This window comes from Pseudomonas sp. NPDC077408 (genome assembly GCF_050269105.1).
Taxonomy (GTDB): Bacteria; Pseudomonadota; Gammaproteobacteria; order Pseudomonadales; family Pseudomonadaceae; genus Stutzerimonas.
Genome location: NZ_JBNNHS010000001.1, coordinates 1 through 15,671, shown reverse-complemented (window position 1 = coordinate 15,671; position 15,671 = coordinate 1). Strand labels below are relative to the sequence as shown.

The window sequence follows — 15,671 nt, the reverse complement described above, 5'->3', positions numbered from 1 at the left end:
GCCCAAATACAGGGCTCTGCGCTCTCTCCACTCATGGAGGTCATAAGCCGCGGCTTACTTGTTGTCCTTGACCTCTTCGAACTCAGCATCGACCACGTCGTCACCGGACTGCCCGCTGTCGCCACCCTGTTCGCCTTCGCCGCCTTGAGGCTGCTCGGCGTACATCTTCTGCGCCAGTGGTGTGGAGGCCTGAGAGACCGCCGCGATCTTGGCTTCGATCTCAGCCTTGTCGTCGCCCTTGATGGCAACTTCCAGCTCGCCGATGGCTTTTTCGATGTTGGCCTTATCTTCTTCGGTAGCCTTGTCGCCGGCTTCAGTCAGCATCTTGCGGGTCGCATGAACCAGCTGATCGCCCTGATTGCGGACGGTCACCAGCTCCTCGAACTTGCGGTCTTCCTCGGCATTGGCCTCGGCGTCACGCACCATCTGCTCGATTTCCTCCTCGGAAAGACCAGAGTTGGCCTTGATCACGATGGACTGATGCTTGCCGGTGGCCTTGTCTTTCGCCGACACGTGCAGGATGCCGTTGGCATCGATGTCAAACGTCACCTCGATCTGCGGAACACCACGCGGAGCTGGCGGAATGTCAGCCAGATCGAAGCGGCCCAGCGACTTGTTCTGCGACGCCTGCTTGCGCTCACCCTGCAGCACATGGATGGTCACTGCGCCCTGGTTGTCATCGGCCGTCGAGAACACCTGCGATTTCTTGGTCGGAATGGTGGTGTTCTTTTCGATCAGCGCAGTCATCACGCCGCCCATGGTTTCGATACCCAGGGTCAGCGGCGACACGTCGAGCAGCAGTACGTCTTTCACGTCACCCGCCAGCACGGCCCCTTGAATCGCGGCGCCCATGGCGACAGCTTCATCCGGGTTCACATCCTTGCGCGCTTCCTTGCCGAAGAACTCGGCGACCTTCTGCTGCACCAGCGGCATACGGGTCTGACCACCGACAAGGATCACGTCGTCGATCTTGGCCACGTCGATACCCGCATCTTTCATTGCCATACGGCAAGGCTCGATAGTGCGCTGCACCAGATCCTCGACCAGCGCTTCCAGCTTGGCACGGGAGATTTTTACGTTCAGGTGCTTAGGACCTGTAGCGTCGGCAGTGATGTACGGCAGGTTGACGTCGGTCGACTGGCTCGAAGACAGCTCGATTTTGGCTTTTTCCGCAGCTTCCTTCAGGCGCTGCATGGCCAGCGGGTCGCCCTTGAGGTTCATGCCGCTTTCTTTCTTGAACTCGTCGACGAGATAGTCGATCAGGCGAATATCGAAATCTTCGCCGCCAAGGAAGGTGTCGCCGTTGGTGGCCAACACTTCGAACTGATGCTCGCCGTCCACTTCAGCGATCTCGATCACCGATACGTCGAAGGTACCGCCACCCAGGTCATAAACGATGACCGTGTGGTCGCCCCTGGCCTTGTCCATGCCGTACGCCAACGCAGCCGCTGTCGGCTCGTTGATGATGCGCTTGACGTCCAGACCAGCGATGCGGCCAGCGTCTTTGGTCGCCTGACGCTGACTGTCGTTGAAGTAGGCCGGCACGGTAATGACTGCTTCGGTAACCGGCTCGCCGAGATAGTCTTCGGCAGTCTTCTTCATCTTCTTCAGGATCTCTGCAGAGATCTGCGGCGGTGCCATCTTCTGACCGCTCACTTCAACCCAGGCGTCGTTATTGTCCGCCTTGACGATCTTGTAAGGGACCATCTGGATATCTTTCTGCACGACCTCTTCGTCGAAACGACGGCCAATCAGTCGCTTAACCGCATACAGCGTGTTGTGCGGGTTGGTCACGGCCTGACGCTTGGCCGACTGGCCAACCAGGATTTCACCGTCATTGGCATAAGCAATGATCGATGGGGTGGTGCGACCGCCTTCGGCGTTTTCAATCACCTTGGCCTTGCCGTTTTCCAGGATGGAGACGCAGGAGTTGGTCGTTCCCAGGTCGATACCGATAATTTTGCCCATGTGCTTCTCTCCGAACTTTGATTGATCCGCGCCTGTTTACCGGCTGCGGGTAACACAAAAACGCTTGGCTACGAGATGGGGGTCGCTAGCCGAAATTCAAGCCTTCTCATCAATCGAAGGCGGGGTTTCTGCCGGCGCCTTGCTGACGACTACCATCGCCGGGCGCAACAGACGTCCGTTGAGCAGGTAACCCTTCTGGAATACCTTGAGCACACTGCCAGGCTCTGCGTGGGTGCTCTCTTCCATCGCCATAGCTTGGTGATGCTCAGGATTGAAGGGTTCTCCCTGCGGGTCCAGCTGTACCAACTGATGGCGTGCCAGGGTGTCGAGCAACAACTTGAACGTCAGCTCGACACCTTCACGCATCGGCTTGACCGCTTCGTCGTCCGGGTTCGACAGCTCGAGGCCACGCTCCAGACTGTCCGCGACGGCCAGGAGATCTCCAGCAAATTTCTCCAACGCAAACTTATGCGCCTTCTCGATATCTTGCTCGGCGCGACGGCGAATGTTCTGCAGCTCGGCTGCCACACGCAGAGACTGATCCTGGGCTGCGGCCAACTGCTCTTCTAGAGAATGCACGCGGCCAGCTAAATCCTCGGTCACCTCTGCTTGCGCGGTCTCGTTCTCTTCGGGGGTCTGGTTATCCAGGTTTTGCTCGTCGGCCATGCGGTCCTCCTCATCGATACGTCAGCGGGCGTCGACCCGCGCTTGTGCCGCTATATGGGGGCGACAAAATCTGCTTCAAGGGCGCACTCACATCTCAAACTCGTACGCACGAAACTCGGAAAGATTTTCGGAGCGAACCCGACCGCTTTGTTTACGTACCGCTTATGCCGAGCAACTTGATGAGGCACGCGAAAGCACTGTATAAATAGCCAGTCACCAACGCAGGAGCCCTGCCATGCTGGTTCATCTTTCCGTTCACAATTACGCGATCGTCGAGCATCTCGATCTAGAGCTGAAACGCGGCATGAGCGTGATCAGCGGTGAAACCGGCGCAGGTAAGTCGATCATGCTGGACGCTCTGGGCCTCACTCTGGGCGACCGTGCTGATAGCAGCGTGGTGCGTATTGGCGCGGACAAGGCAGACATCCTTGCCAGCTTCGACCTGGATGACATTCCAGATGCGCGAGCCTGGCTGGCCGAGCGAGACCTGGACAACGATGGCCCTTGCATTCTGCGCCGCGTGATCACCGCCGAAGGGCGTTCGCGCGGCTATATCAACGGAACGCCTTGCCCGCAGGGTGATTTGAAAGCGCTTGGTGAATTGCTGATCGATATTCACAGCCAGCACGAACACCAATCACTGCTCAAACTTGATACCCACCGGCGGCTGCTCGACGAGTACAGCGGCAGCCAGGATCTTGCCCGCCAGGTGCAGCTGGCCGCGCAGCGCTGGAGGCAAACCCGGCAAAGCTTAGAACGCTTGAGCAGCAGCAGCGACGAACAGCGCGCCCGCCACCAGTTGCTTAGCTATCAACTCGAAGAGCTCGAGACGTTGGCACTAGGTGACGACGAACTAGAACACCTGGAGCAGGAGCACAAGAACCTCGCCAACGCGGAGCACCTGCTTGGCGCTTGTCGCCAGGTGATCGAGCTGTGCAGCGAGAACGACGCTGGCAATGTGCTTTCGGCGCTAACCTCGAGCCTGCAGCGCCTGACTGGGTTCCAGAACCAGCCAGGCGCGCTCGGCGAGGCCGTCAACCTACTCTCCAGCGCACAGATCCAAGTCGAAGAAGCGGTGGGCGAACTCAACCGCTTTCTCGATCACTTCGATTCCGACCCACAGCGGCAGCAAACACTGGAAGAACGTCTCGACAGCATTTACACCCTGGCGCGCAAACACCGCGTTCAGCCGCCGGAATTACCAGCCTTGCAGCAACGCCTCTTCGAAGAACTGGAAAGCCTCAACGCCGACGACACTGCACTGGAGCAGCTCAGCGAGGAGCTCGCCGCCTATGAAAGGCACTATCGAGAAAAGGCCGAACAGCTGAGCGCTTCGCGCCAGCACGCGGCCGATTCGTTGGCAGAGGCAGTCGAAGCGGAAATCCAGCGTTTAGGCATGCCGGGCGGCAAATTCAGCGTCGTGTTGAAGCCCGCCGCAGACGGAGACCTTATGCCGCACGGACTGGAACAGGTGGAGTTTCTCGTAAGCGCCAACCCAGGCCAGCCATTACGCCCGCTGGCAAAGGTTGCCTCAGGCGGTGAGCTGTCGCGTATCAGCCTGGCGATCCAGGTGATCACTGCACAAACCTCACGCATCCCGACTCTAGTGTTCGATGAAGTAGACGTCGGCATCGGTGGGCCAACCGCAGAAGTGGTTGGCCAATTGCTGCGCCGACTTGGCGAGCGAGGCCAAGTGCTGACCGTAACCCACCTGCCGCAAGTCGCTGCCCAAGGCCACCACCACTTATTTGTTCATAAGGCACGCGGTGCCGAGGAAACCCACACAGCCGTTGCTGCACTAGATGGCGGCGAGCGGGTTGAGGAAATCGCCCGCATGCTTGGCGGACTCGACCTGACCGAGCAAGCACTGGCGCATGCCCGTCAGATGATCGACTCTGCCCAAGCGTCCTGATCAAACTTAAAAGCACTGCGACTCAGGATCGCCTCGCCTGCTAAGAAAGGCTAGTTAGCGGACTTGGAGCTAGCCACCTTACGCTTACTTACTTACTTACTTGCGGCTCGCACTGACTGGCATACAAACAGAGCGCACGCACGCGGCCAACGCTTGGCCGTTGATAGGCTAAATAGCCGAAAAGCGAAGCGGTGGTTCTCGAACAGTCCTTCACTGAAAAACAAAACCCGCCAATAGGCGGGGTTTGTCATGCGGCAAGAAGTGTTAGAAATCATTTTTGCTGCAGATTGCTGGCGATCATTCCGGCTTCTTGCGGACGTATAACACCAAGTTGTGATCGACCAGATCGTAGCCGTGACGCTTGACGATCTCCTTTTGCAGCTTCTCGATCTCCGGATCGAAGAACTCAATGACGTCGCCACTATCAACGCAGACCATATGATCATGGTGGCCGCCGTCTGCCAGCTCGAACACGGCATGGCCGCCATCGAAATTATGCCGAACCACGAGGCCAGCCGCCTCGAACTGGGTCAACACGCGGTAAACGGTCGCCAGACCGACATCCTCGCCGGCTTCCATCAAGGCCTTGTAGACGTCCTCGGCACTCATATGGCGCCGATCGGTGGTATCCAGCATCTGCAGGATCTTGACCCGTGGCAGGGTTACTTTGAGGCCAGCTTTGCGTAGTTCGCTATTTTCAACCATGGTTGGCTTTCTCGCTGCTGCTGTTTCGCAGCCTCCTTCAATACGGGTATGATCCGGGCTTTGCCCAGCCAAGATAGTGGAAGTCACCTACCGATGCAAAACACCAAGCTCATGCTGTCCAGCCTCACGCTAGTGGGCCTGTTCGCACTCGCCGGTTGTTCATTCCCCGGGGTTTACAAGGTCGACATTCAACAGGGCAATGTCGTTACGCAAGACATGATAGACCAGTTGCGCCCAGGAATGACCCGATCGCAAGTGCGGTTTATCATGGGTAATCCCCTGATCACCGATACTTTCCACGCCGACCGTTGGGATTATCTGTACAGCATCCAGCCAGGCGGTAGACAGCGCCAGCAGGAACGGGTCAGCCTAGTATTCAACGCTAACGACCAGCTCGCCGGTCTCGCAGGGGACTTCAAGCCCGGCGTGAGCCGTGACGAAGCCATTCTGGGGACCGATCTGCCAGCGAGCACTGAAGACCCCGTCAGCACTGAGCCTGAGGCAACCAAGCCAGGCTCCTTGCTCGAACAGATTCAGGGCGACGTAGACGCGGCCGAGCCTGTTCCGGTGCCGACTCCAGGCCGTCTGGAAACCGACTAGACATCAAACGAACATAAAAAAGCCCGGCATGCCGGGCTTTTTCATAGCACGTCACGGCTAGGTGGCCGATTCACCCGCTTCGCCCGCCTTGTTCTGCGCGGCCTTCGCCGCGCGCTGCTTGCGAACTTCTTTCGGGTCGGCGATCAGTGGTCGGTAGATTTCGACGCGCTCCCCCTCGACCAGTGTGCGTTCTTCAGGCTTGGGTACCGCCTTGCCGAAAATGCCCAGCGGTGACGTGGCGAGATCTAGCCCCGGAAAGTAGTTGTCCATTCCCGAGCGTAGCGCTGCCTCACGGACGCTGGTGCCCTGAGGCACGGCCAAGCTCAGCAATTTCTGCTTGTCCGCCAGCGCATAGACGATCTCGACCGCGATCATCGGCTTATCCATACAGCTGCTTAGCCCTGTCGCAAAACGCATCGACCAAGGTATTGGCCGCCTGATTGAACAACGGCCCCAAGGTGGCACGGACCACAGGCCCCGCATAATCAAAGGTCAGATCAAGACTGATCTTGCAGGCCTTCTCTCCCAACGCTTTGAACTCCCAGACTCCATGCAACTGGCTGAACGGCCCCTCTTCCAACGACATTTCGATGCGTTTGCCCACCTGCAATTCGTTGCGTGTGAGAAAGCGCTGGCTAATGCCAGCCTTGGCCACGGTCATGCTTGCCTGCATCTGGGTTTCGCTGTTGGACAGCACCTCGGTCGCCGAACACCAGGGCAGAAACTGGGGATAGCTGGCTACATCGTTGACCATGTCGAACAGCGCACGTGCCGGATAAGGCAGCAGCGCCGAACGTTGAATATGCGTCGTCATTCGATCCCTTCTACTTCGTCAGTCAAGAACAGCAGCTACGGCCAGAACCGGCAGCGGCTATCGAGAACAAGCATGAAAACTCAGATCCCAGTGGCGGAGCAGGTCCCTGAGCATGAACAAACGTAAAGATCGCCATTGTCGGGGATAAGCGCACCCCTCTCAAGTTTCGCACCGTCGCAGCATGAGGTTATCGCCAGCCGCAACGCGACTCCCTATAATGCGCAGCCTATGGCCAAACAGAAGAAACAGTCCCCCGGGACCATTGCGCTAAACAAGAAAGCGCTACACGACTACTTCATCGAACAGAAATTCGAGGCGGGCCTCGTTCTGGCCGGCTGGGAAGTGAAAAGCCTCCGCGCCGGTAAAGCGCAATTGGTAGACAGCTACGTCCTACTCAAAGATGGCGAAGCCTGGCTAATGGGCTGTCACATCACCCCGCTGACCACGGCGAGCACCCATGTGATTGCCGACCCGACTCGCACCCGCAAGCTGCTGCTGAACAAGCGTGAGCTGGGCAAGCTGTTCGGTGCCGTGCAGCAAAAGGGTTATGCCTGCGTCGCCTTGTCGATCTACTGGAAAAAGCACCTGATCAAGTGTGATATAGCACTGGGCAAGGGCAAAAAGGAATTCGACAAGCGCCACACCGAGAAAGAGCGTGACTCCGACCGTGAGATTCAGCGCGCCATGCGCACCAAGGGAAAGGAAGACTAGCCTTTCAAATCACCGAGCGGGCCTGCCCCGCTCAGTCGACCGGCCTGCTTACTGCTTCTCAGCGCATCAGCTCTCTATAGACTTTTCCGACCGCCCCTGACGCCGCTGCGCACGCGCTAGGCGCTGAGCCTCTTGCTGGCCTTCCGCCAACACCTCTTGCACGTAGCTGATATGTCGATGGATGACGTCGCGCGCATCGTTCGCTCGACGGGCAATGATCGCGTCGTACAACTCCTGGTGCTGACGCATGAGCATGTCCCGCGTTTCGTTGCGCAGCGCGTACATACCACCGATGTTGGTCACCACGTTGCGCTTGAGCAGATCGAACAGACCACGGATGGTGTGCAGTAGAACCGCGTTGTGGCTGGCTTCGGCAATCGCCAGATGGAATCGCGCATCAGCAGCGCCCTCCTCGGCACGAGTGACCGTTCCCTCCCGCGCATAGCAGTCCTGCAATGCCGCAAACGCTTCGCCGAGACGCTGCTGGTCGACCTCAGTCGCCCGCAATGCGGCGTAATAGGCGCAACTACCTTCGAGCGTATGACGAAATTCCAACAAGTCGCGCTGCGCATCAGCGTTGTTCTCGAGCAGATGCAATAGCGGATCACTGAAGGTCGAACCCAGCGACTCGGCGACGAAATTGCCACCACCATGTCGACTGATCAGTAAGCCTTTTGCCGCCAGCTTCTGGATCGCTTCTCGCAGGGATGGACGAGACACACCGAACTGTTCAGCGAGCACACGCTCGGCCGGCAGGCGCTCGCCGGCCTTGAGCGTGCCTTCGAGAATCATCGTTTCGAGCTGCTCGACAATGTTATCGGCCAGCCTCCGCTGACGCACCATTCCCACTTCCATCACGCCTCTCGATTGGTTTGACCACTGTATATGGAAAGCCAGCGTAGCCAGCCACCTGAGCCTACGCAACAGCTGGTGCTGCGACCAAAGTCTATAGCTAGCTAATTGACGCAACGCCGACCGACCTCTTACGCTGGCCGGACTTCCATGTGAATTGGTAATACCACTTTACAAGCGGAAGTACCCAACAAGAAGAGGACTACTTCATGCGGTCTCCGTTTATCTGTTCATCACCGGTCCGCTCGGGCCCCCATTCGCTCAATTCGACCCTGGGAGCCTGACATGACTAACGGACTGCTCGCCCTGTTTGCCTTCACCCCGATCCTGTTAGCCGCCGTTCTGCTGATCGGGCTGCGCTGGCCCGCCAGCCGCGCCATGCCGGTCGTGTTCTTGTTCACTGCCGCCATTGGCCTGTTCATTTGGGACATGAGCGTTACCCGCATCATCGCCTCGACCCTGCAAGGCCTGGTCATCACACTGGGGCTGCTGTGGATCATCTTCGGCGCGATCCTGCTGCTGAACACTCTTAAGCATTCGGGCGGCATTACCGCCATTCGTGCAGGTTTCACCACCATCAGCCCGGACCGTCGGATTCAGGCCATCATCATTGCATGGCTGTTCGGCTGCTTTATCGAAGGTGCATCTGGATTTGGTACCCCCGCGGCGATTGCAGCACCGTTGCTGGTTGCGGTGGGATTCCCGGCCATGGCTGCGGTGCTGATGGGCATGCTTGTACAGAGCACGCCGGTGTCCTTCGGCGCGGTCGGCACACCGATCATCGTCGGCGTAAATAGCGGACTGGACACTGCGTCCCTCGGTGCGCAGCTGATCGCCCAAGGTTCCAGCTGGCCGATCTTCCTGCAGCAGATCACCAGCAGCGTTGCCATCACCCACGCCATCGTCGGCACCGTCATGCCGCTGATCATGGTAATGATGCTGACGCGCTTCTTCGGCAAGGAAAAAAGCTGGAAGGCCGGATTCGAGGTACTGCCGTTCGCACTCTTTGCTGGCCTGGCCTTCACCCTGCCCTACGTTGCCACTGGCGTGTTCCTAGGCCCCGAGTTCCCGTCGCTGCTTGGCGGCCTGGTCGGCCTGGCCATCGTCACCACCGCTGCTCGTTTCAATTTCCTGGTGCCGAAAACGAACTGGGATTTCGCTGACGCTAAAGACTGGCCAGCTGAGTGGATCGGCACCATCGAGATGAAGCTCGACGACCTGGCGGCGCGTCCGATGAGTGCTTTCCGCGCCTGGCTGCCCTACGTATTGGTCGGTGCGATTCTGGTCATCAGCCGCGTCTTCCCCCAGGTTACTGCCGCGCTGAAGTCCGTTTCAATCGGCTTTGCCAACATCCTTGGCGAGACCGGAGTGAGCGCCAGCATCGAACCACTTTATCTGCCCGGCGGAATTCTGGTTGCTGTGGTGTTGATAACCTTCTTCATGCACAGCATGCGCGCCGCAGAACTCAAGGCGGCAGTAAAAGAATCGAGCGGCGTTCTGCTCAGTGCCGGTTTCGTGCTGCTGTTCACCGTGCCGATGGTGCGCATCCTGATCAACTCGGGCGTCAATGCCGGTGATCTGCCAAGCATGCCAATCGCCATGGCACGTTATGTGGCTGATAGCGTAGGCGGCATCTATCCGCTGCTGGCGCCTTCGGTCGGCGCGCTGGGTGCCTTCCTTGCCGGGTCGAACACCGTCAGCAACATGATGTTCAGCCAGTTCCAGTTCGGTGTTGCGCAGTCGCTGGGTATCTCCGGGGCAATGATCGTAGCGATTCAGGCTGTCGGCGCTGCTGCCGGCAACATGGTCGCGATCCACAACGTGGTTGCTGCTTCGGCCACCGTCGGCCTGCTCGGCCGCGAAGGCATCACCCTGCGCAAGACCGTTTGGCCTACCCTGTACTACGTGCTGGCCACCGGCGTGATCGGCATGATCGCCATTTACCTGATGGGCGTGACGGACCCACTGGTCGGCGTCTGATGTAATGCACGGACTCTGCCCCGATAGAACTCGGGGCAGAGTCGTTTGGAATCTCCCTCTGGTCGCGCGATTCGCCTCGGCACTGGATCGAAGCGTCAGACTGAACAAGCCCTCTCGTCGTATACGAGAGCACCACGAGACCTACCTCGTTTCATTCGGTGAGAACACACGATGATCATCTCTGCCTCCACGGATTACCGCGCCGCCGCGAAACGCAAACTGCCGCCTTTCCTCTTTCACTATGTCGACGGCGGCGCCTATGCCGAGCACACCCTGCGGCGCAACGTCGAGGATCTGGCCAGCATCGCCCTACGCCAACGCGTGCTGCGCAACATGTCGGAGCTCAGCTTGGAGACCCAGCTGTTCGGCGAAACCTTGTCGATGCCGGTGGCCCTCGCCCCGGTCGGCCTGACTGGCATGCTCGCCCGGCGCGGTGAAGTCCAGGCCGCTCGCGCTGCAGACAAGAAAGGCATTCCTTTCACCTTGTCCACCGTATCGGTTTGCCCGATCGAGGAAGTCGCACCGGCAATCAAGCGGCCGATGTGGTTCCAGCTCTACGTGCTGAAAGACCGTGGCTTCATGAAAAACGCGCTGGAGCGCGCCAAGGCCGCGGGCGTTACGACCCTGGTCTTCACCGTCGATATGCCGACACCCGGCGCCCGCTACCGCGACGCGCATTCGGGCATGAGTGGCCCCAACGCCAGCATGCGGCGCATTTTGCAAGCCATGACGCACCCCTTCTGGGCTTGGGACGTTGGGCTGCACGGCAAGCCGCACGACCTCGGCAACATCACCACCTACCGTGGGCACACCACAGGCCTCGAAGACTACATCGGCTGGCTCGCGGCCAACTTCGATCCGTCGATCTCCTGGAAGGACCTGGAGTGGATCCGCGAATTCTGGGACGGCCCGATGGTGATCAAAGGCATTCTCGATCCCGAAGACGCCCGTGACGCCGTGACCTTCGGTGCCGACGGCATCATCGTCTCCAACCACGGCGGACGTCAGCTCGACGGCGTACTGTCCAGTGCCCGCGCGATGCCGGCAATTGCCGACGCGGTCAAGGGTGACCTGAAAATCCTGGCCGACTCGGGCATCCGCAACGGCCTCGATGTAGTGCGGATGATCGCCCTTGGCGCGGATACCGTGCTGCTCGGCCGCGCCTTCGCCTACGCCCTGGCGGTCGATGGCGAAGCGGGGGTGACCAACCTCCTCGACCTCATCGAGAAGGAAATGCGTGTTGCGATGGTTCTGACCGGCGCCAAGACCATCAGCGAAATCAGCGCCGACTCGCTGGTGCGCGAAGTGGACCACTATCAGACCAGCCGCCACGTCGACTGACGTCTGGCTGGTTCCATCCAGAAGGCCGTGTGGCACACCGACGCGGCCCGCTTCTCCTACCGGAGCCCGAAATGAACGCGCCTGCCGCTCTACCGACCGACTTTCTCGCCGCCGTGGAAAAGCTGATACCGGCTGAACGGCGCTTCGACGATCCGCTTTCGACGCTGGCCTTCGGCACAGACGCCAGCTTCTACCGGCTGATTCCCAAGTTGGTGGTACGGGTCGAGTCCGAGGAGGAAGTGGTGGGCTTGCTCAAACTGGCGCATGGCGCGCGGGTGCCAGTCACCTTTCGCGCCGCCGGCACCAGCCTGTCCGGTCAGGCGATTTCCGACTCGGTGCTGATCGTACTGGGCGATAACTGGAACGGGCGCGAAGTTCGTAACGGCGGCGCGCAGATTCGCCTGCAGCCGGGCGTGATTGGCGCCAACGCCAATGCAGTTCTGGCGCCTATGCAGCGCAAGATCGGCCCGGACCCAGCCTCGATCAACGCGGCCAAGATCGGCGGCATCGTCGCCAATAATTCCAGCGGCATGTGCTGCGGAACGGCACAGAACAGCTATAAAACCCTTGCTGGCCTGCGCCTGGTGCTGGCCGACGGCAGCGTGGTCGACAGCGAAGACCAGGCCAGCGTCGCGTTCTTTCGACAGACGCACGGCAACATGCTCGATCAGCTTGCAGAGCTCGGCCGCACCACGCGCGCCAGCACCGACCTGGCTGCAAAGATTCGCCACAAGTACCGCCTGAAGAACACCACGGGCTTTTCGCTGAACGCGTTGGTCGACTATGACGAGCCGCTCGACATCCTCAACCACCTGATGGTCGGCTCCGAAGGCACGCTGGGCTTTATCAGCGCGGTGACCTACGACACCGTGCCGGACCATCCGCACAAGGCCAGCGCGTTGGTCGTATTCCCCGATGTGGAAACCTGCTGCCTGGCCGTACCGGTGCTCAAGCAACAGCCCGTCTCGGCAGTGGAACTGCTCGACCGCCGCAGCCTGCGCTCTGTAGAAAACAAGGCCGGCATGCCGGAATGGGTAAAGGCATTATCGGCAGACGCCTGTGCGCTGCTGATCGAATCGCGAGCAGCCAGCCAGTCGCTGCTGCACGAGCAGATCAATCTGATCATGACGTCGATCGCCCACTTCCCCGTGGAAAAGCAGGTCGACTTTAGCGAAGACCCAGCGGTCTACAACCAGCTCTGGAAGATCCGCAAGGACACTTTTCCGGCCGTAGGTGCGGTGCGCCAGACCGGCACCACTGTGATCATCGAGGACGTGACCTTCCCCATCGAGCGCCTCGCCGAGGGGGTTAACCGTCTGATCCAGTTGTTCGAGAAACACGCCTACAGCGAGGCCATCCTCTTTGGCCACGCTCTGGAAGGCAATCTGCACTTCGTCTTCACCCAGGGCTTCGACGATCCGCTGCAGGTCGCCCGCTACGAAGCCTTCATGCAAGACGTGACACAACTGGTTGCGGTGGAGTTCGGTGGTGCGCTGAAGGCCGAGCATGGTACCGGTCGTAACATGGCGCCTTTCGTCGAGTTGGAATGGGGTCACGAGGCGTACCAACTGATGTGGCAGATCAAGCGCCTGCTGGACCCGCAAGGCATCCTCAACCCGGACGTGGTGCTCAGCGAAGACCCGCAAATACACCTCAAGCACCTCAAGCCGATGCCGGCTGCCGACGAGATCGTCGACAAATGCATCGAGTGCGGTTTCTGCGAACCGGTGTGCCCGTCAAACGGACTGACCTTGACGCCGCGCCAGCGCATTGTCGTATGGCGCGATATTCAAGCGAAGAGGCGGGCCGGCATCGACACAAGCGAGCTCGAGCGACTCTACGACTACCACGGCGTCGAGACCTGCGCCGCGACCGGGCTTTGCGCGCAGCGATGCCCGGTCGGTATCAACACGGGCGATCTGGTTCGCAAACTGCGCGGTCGCAATGCGGAGAGTACCCGCGCCGCCAGCTGGTTGGCCGAGCATTTCAGCACCGCCGTGCAGGGCGCACGGTTCATGCTGCATGTCGCCAATGGCGCACACCTGATGATGGGCACCCGCCTGCTGAGCAAGACGTCCGCAGCGTTGACCAACGCCAGCAAAGGTCGTGTACCTCAGTGGACGCCAGCCACACCGCAGCCCCTACAGCGGCTTAATCTGCCCAGACCATCGACGCAGGACCAACGTCCGCGCGTGGTTTACCTCGCCGCCTGCGTTTCGCGAGCCATGGGTCCCGCAGCACGCGATCAGGAACAAGAGCCACTGCTCGACACAACCCGTGCGCTTCTGGAGAAAGCCGGCTACCAAGTCGTCTTTCCCGATGAGCTAAACAGCCTTTGCTGCGGCCAGCCATTTGCATCCAAAGGCTACGCCGAACAGGCCGAACAAAAGCGTCAGCAAACGCTCGATGCCCTGCTCAAGGCCAGCCGCGGCGGGCTCGATCCGATCTACTGCGACACCAGCCCATGCACACTGCGCCTGGTTCAAGACCTGGCGGATGATCGTCTGCAGGTTTTCGATCCGGTGCGCTTCATCCGCACGCATCTGATCGACAAGCTGGATTTCGAGCCGCAGGACGCGCCGATTGCCGTGCACGTCACCTGCAGTACACAACACCTCGGCGAAGCCCAGGCCCTGATCGATATCGCACGACGCTGCGCCAAGGAAGTGGTCGTACCAGAAGGTATCCATTGTTGCGGCTTTGCTGGCGACAAAGGCTTCACCACCCCCGAGCTCAATGCCCACGCTCTGCGCAGCCTGAAAGACGCTGTGCAGATCTGCGAAGAAGGCATCTCCACTAGCCGAACCTGCGAAATCGGACTGTCACAACATGGCGGGATCGACTATCACGGGCTGGTTTATCTGGTTAACCGGAACAGCCGGGCCAGAGCGGCTACAGCACAGGTATGAGAGGTTCTCAGCGCCGCAGCGGGCGCACATGAATGAAACGCTTCAGCGCAGCCGCAGTCGGAAGTTAGGAGCCCAGTTTCAACAGAGGCTCACCCGCCTCGGCGCCGCCGCGCAATTTGCAGAAACAGGCAGGCCCGCCGGGAAGTTAACTCCCTGGAGGACTTTATGAAGAAATTTGCCCTACTTGCCGCCGCTGCCCTGATCGCCAGCCCCGCCGTGTTCGCCGACGACAAGAACCTATGTCAGTTGAACATGCAGGAAATCGAAGACGACATGGCCACCAACAGTGCCACGCTCGGTGAGCCGGCTCGCAGCGAAGTTCAAGAGCTGATCAAGCAAGCGCGCCAGGCGCAGCAAGCTGGCGACGTCGAAAACTGCATCGTGCACACCACCCAAGCACTGCGCAGGCTGGAAGGCCCAGGCAGCTCCGGCAGCACAGGCACCAGCGGCACCGGATCAGGCACCGGTAACTGATACACCCGCTAGGCAGGGCCGCGAGCAGTTGGCCTTGCCGATTCTCTGTTCACCCTTGAATTTCGACGAGCCGCCCTAATCTAGGGAATCAAGCGTTCGACGTAGCTAGACCTTATGGCGTACACTGCGCAACACATGAGGCAGCGACACGCTTCATGGGGCCGATTAGGATTCGACGCCGGTAACAAAGCTCTAGGTGCATGCCGAGTTGGTAACAGAACTCGTAAATCCACTGTTGCAAACTTATAGTTGCCAACGACGACAACTACGAAGGGTACGCGCTAGCCGCCTAACCTTCATCTGGTCGCTTCGGCGCCAGCGGTCACTAGGGGATGCCTGTAAACCCGAAATGACTGTCAGATAGAACAGGATCGCCGCCAAGTTCGCTGCAGACGTAACGGCTAAAACTCATGCAGCTCGCTCCAAGCACCCTGCCAATCGGGCGGCGCGGAGTTAACTCAATAGATTTGGCTACGCATGTAGTACCGACAGTGGAGAGCTGGCGGACGGGGGTTCAAATCCCCCCGGCTCCACCATTTTGTCTTCCCAGGAAGACCCAGAAAAGCCGTAAAGCCCAGAGAAATCAAAGCTTTACGGCTTTTTTATTGCCCACGTTTTGCTATCTAATCCCAGGGCATCCCACGGTTGACGGGGGCACATATGGGGGCATAAAACGCTCATCAGCTCGCTCGGAGAGGATGTAGCCCATCAACGCGTACATTTCACGGATCGGAAAGTT

13 protein-coding genes and 1 other RNA gene are annotated in these 15,671 nt (G+C 59.5%); 8 read left to right on the top strand and 6 right to left on the bottom strand.

What is annotated here, in order from left to right:
- Positions 1-54: 54 nt before the first annotated feature.
- Together dnaK and grpE are read right to left on the bottom strand one after the other, a co-directional pair.
- Positions 55-1,968: a molecular chaperone DnaK gene (dnaK, locus tag ACQKEK_RS00070; protein WP_499140665.1), complete on the bottom strand. Its 1,914-nt coding sequence runs from the start codon at positions 1,966-1,968 to the stop codon at positions 55-57.
- Positions 1,969-2,064: 96 nt separating this feature from the next.
- The gene (grpE, locus tag ACQKEK_RS00065) at positions 2,065-2,634 is read right to left on the bottom strand and encodes a nucleotide exchange factor GrpE (RefSeq protein ID WP_128120971.1); all 570 of its coding nucleotides are present in this window, start codon (positions 2,632-2,634) and stop codon (positions 2,065-2,067) included.
- 235 nt (positions 2,635-2,869) lie between these two features.
- Here grpE and recN point away from each other — a divergent pair, with 235 nt between their 5' ends.
- A complete protein-coding gene (recN, locus tag ACQKEK_RS00060; RefSeq protein WP_128120970.1) occupies positions 2,870-4,546 on the top strand; it encodes a DNA repair protein RecN in 1,677 nt (558 codons plus the stop codon).
- 297 nt (positions 4,547-4,843) lie between these two features.
- On the opposite strand, the gene fur is transcribed toward recN, so the two are convergent.
- Positions 4,844-5,251, bottom strand: coding sequence for a ferric iron uptake transcriptional regulator (gene fur, locus ACQKEK_RS00055; protein ID WP_045429745.1), 408 nt, complete (start codon positions 5,249-5,251; stop codon positions 4,844-4,846).
- Positions 5,252-5,344: 93 nt separating this feature from the next.
- Here fur and ACQKEK_RS00050 point away from each other — a divergent pair, with 93 nt between their 5' ends.
- Complete coding sequence (locus ACQKEK_RS00050; protein ID WP_046162841.1) at positions 5,345-5,851, top strand: outer membrane protein assembly factor BamE; 507 nt, start codon at positions 5,345-5,347, stop codon at positions 5,849-5,851.
- 57 nt (positions 5,852-5,908) lie between these two features.
- Here ACQKEK_RS00050 and ACQKEK_RS00045 read toward each other — a convergent pair whose 3' ends face one another.
- Positions 5,909-6,238, bottom strand: coding sequence for an RnfH family protein (locus ACQKEK_RS00045; RefSeq protein ID WP_499140664.1), 330 nt, complete (start codon positions 6,236-6,238; stop codon positions 5,909-5,911).
- On the bottom strand, positions 6,231-6,665 hold the full coding sequence (locus ACQKEK_RS00040) for a type II toxin-antitoxin system RatA family toxin (RefSeq protein ID WP_499140663.1): 435 nt from the start codon (positions 6,663-6,665) through the stop codon (positions 6,231-6,233). Before ACQKEK_RS00040 ends, ACQKEK_RS00045 begins: the two co-directional genes overlap by 8 nt.
- Before the next feature lie 228 nt (positions 6,666-6,893).
- On the opposite strand from ACQKEK_RS00040, the gene smpB reads away from it, so the two are divergent.
- Entirely contained in the window at positions 6,894-7,376 is a 483-nt protein-coding gene (gene smpB / locus ACQKEK_RS00035; RefSeq protein WP_019340344.1) for an SsrA-binding protein SmpB, read from the top strand.
- Positions 7,377-7,442: 66 nt separating this feature from the next.
- Here smpB and ACQKEK_RS00030 read toward each other — a convergent pair whose 3' ends face one another.
- Complete coding sequence (locus tag ACQKEK_RS00030; protein ID WP_499140662.1) at positions 7,443-8,231, bottom strand: GntR family transcriptional regulator; 789 nt, start codon at positions 8,229-8,231, stop codon at positions 7,443-7,445.
- A gap of 282 nt (positions 8,232-8,513) precedes the next feature.
- On the opposite strand from ACQKEK_RS00030, the gene ACQKEK_RS00025 reads away from it, so the two are divergent.
- The 5 genes from ACQKEK_RS00025 to ssrA all read left to right on the top strand — a co-directional run bounded on the left by ACQKEK_RS00025 (position 8,514) and on the right by ssrA (position 15,468).
- On the top strand, positions 8,514-10,208 hold the full coding sequence (locus ACQKEK_RS00025) for an L-lactate permease (protein ID WP_499140661.1): 1,695 nt from the start codon (positions 8,514-8,516) through the stop codon (positions 10,206-10,208).
- Positions 10,209-10,379: 171 nt separating this feature from the next.
- On the top strand, positions 10,380-11,549 hold the full coding sequence (gene lldD / locus ACQKEK_RS00020; RefSeq protein WP_463309565.1) for an FMN-dependent L-lactate dehydrogenase LldD: 1,170 nt from the start codon (positions 10,380-10,382) through the stop codon (positions 11,547-11,549).
- Positions 11,550-11,620: 71 nt separating this feature from the next.
- Complete coding sequence (locus ACQKEK_RS00015) at positions 11,621-14,458, top strand: FAD-binding and (Fe-S)-binding domain-containing protein (RefSeq protein WP_499140660.1); 2,838 nt, start codon at positions 11,621-11,623, stop codon at positions 14,456-14,458.
- A gap of 165 nt (positions 14,459-14,623) precedes the next feature.
- A complete protein-coding gene (locus ACQKEK_RS00010) occupies positions 14,624-14,932 on the top strand; it encodes a PA2433 domain-containing protein (protein WP_045429768.1) in 309 nt (102 codons plus the stop codon).
- Between the two features lie 157 nt (positions 14,933-15,089).
- Positions 15,090-15,468: a transfer-messenger RNA gene (ssrA, locus tag ACQKEK_RS00005) on the top strand.
- Positions 15,469-15,671 lie beyond the last annotated feature (203 nt).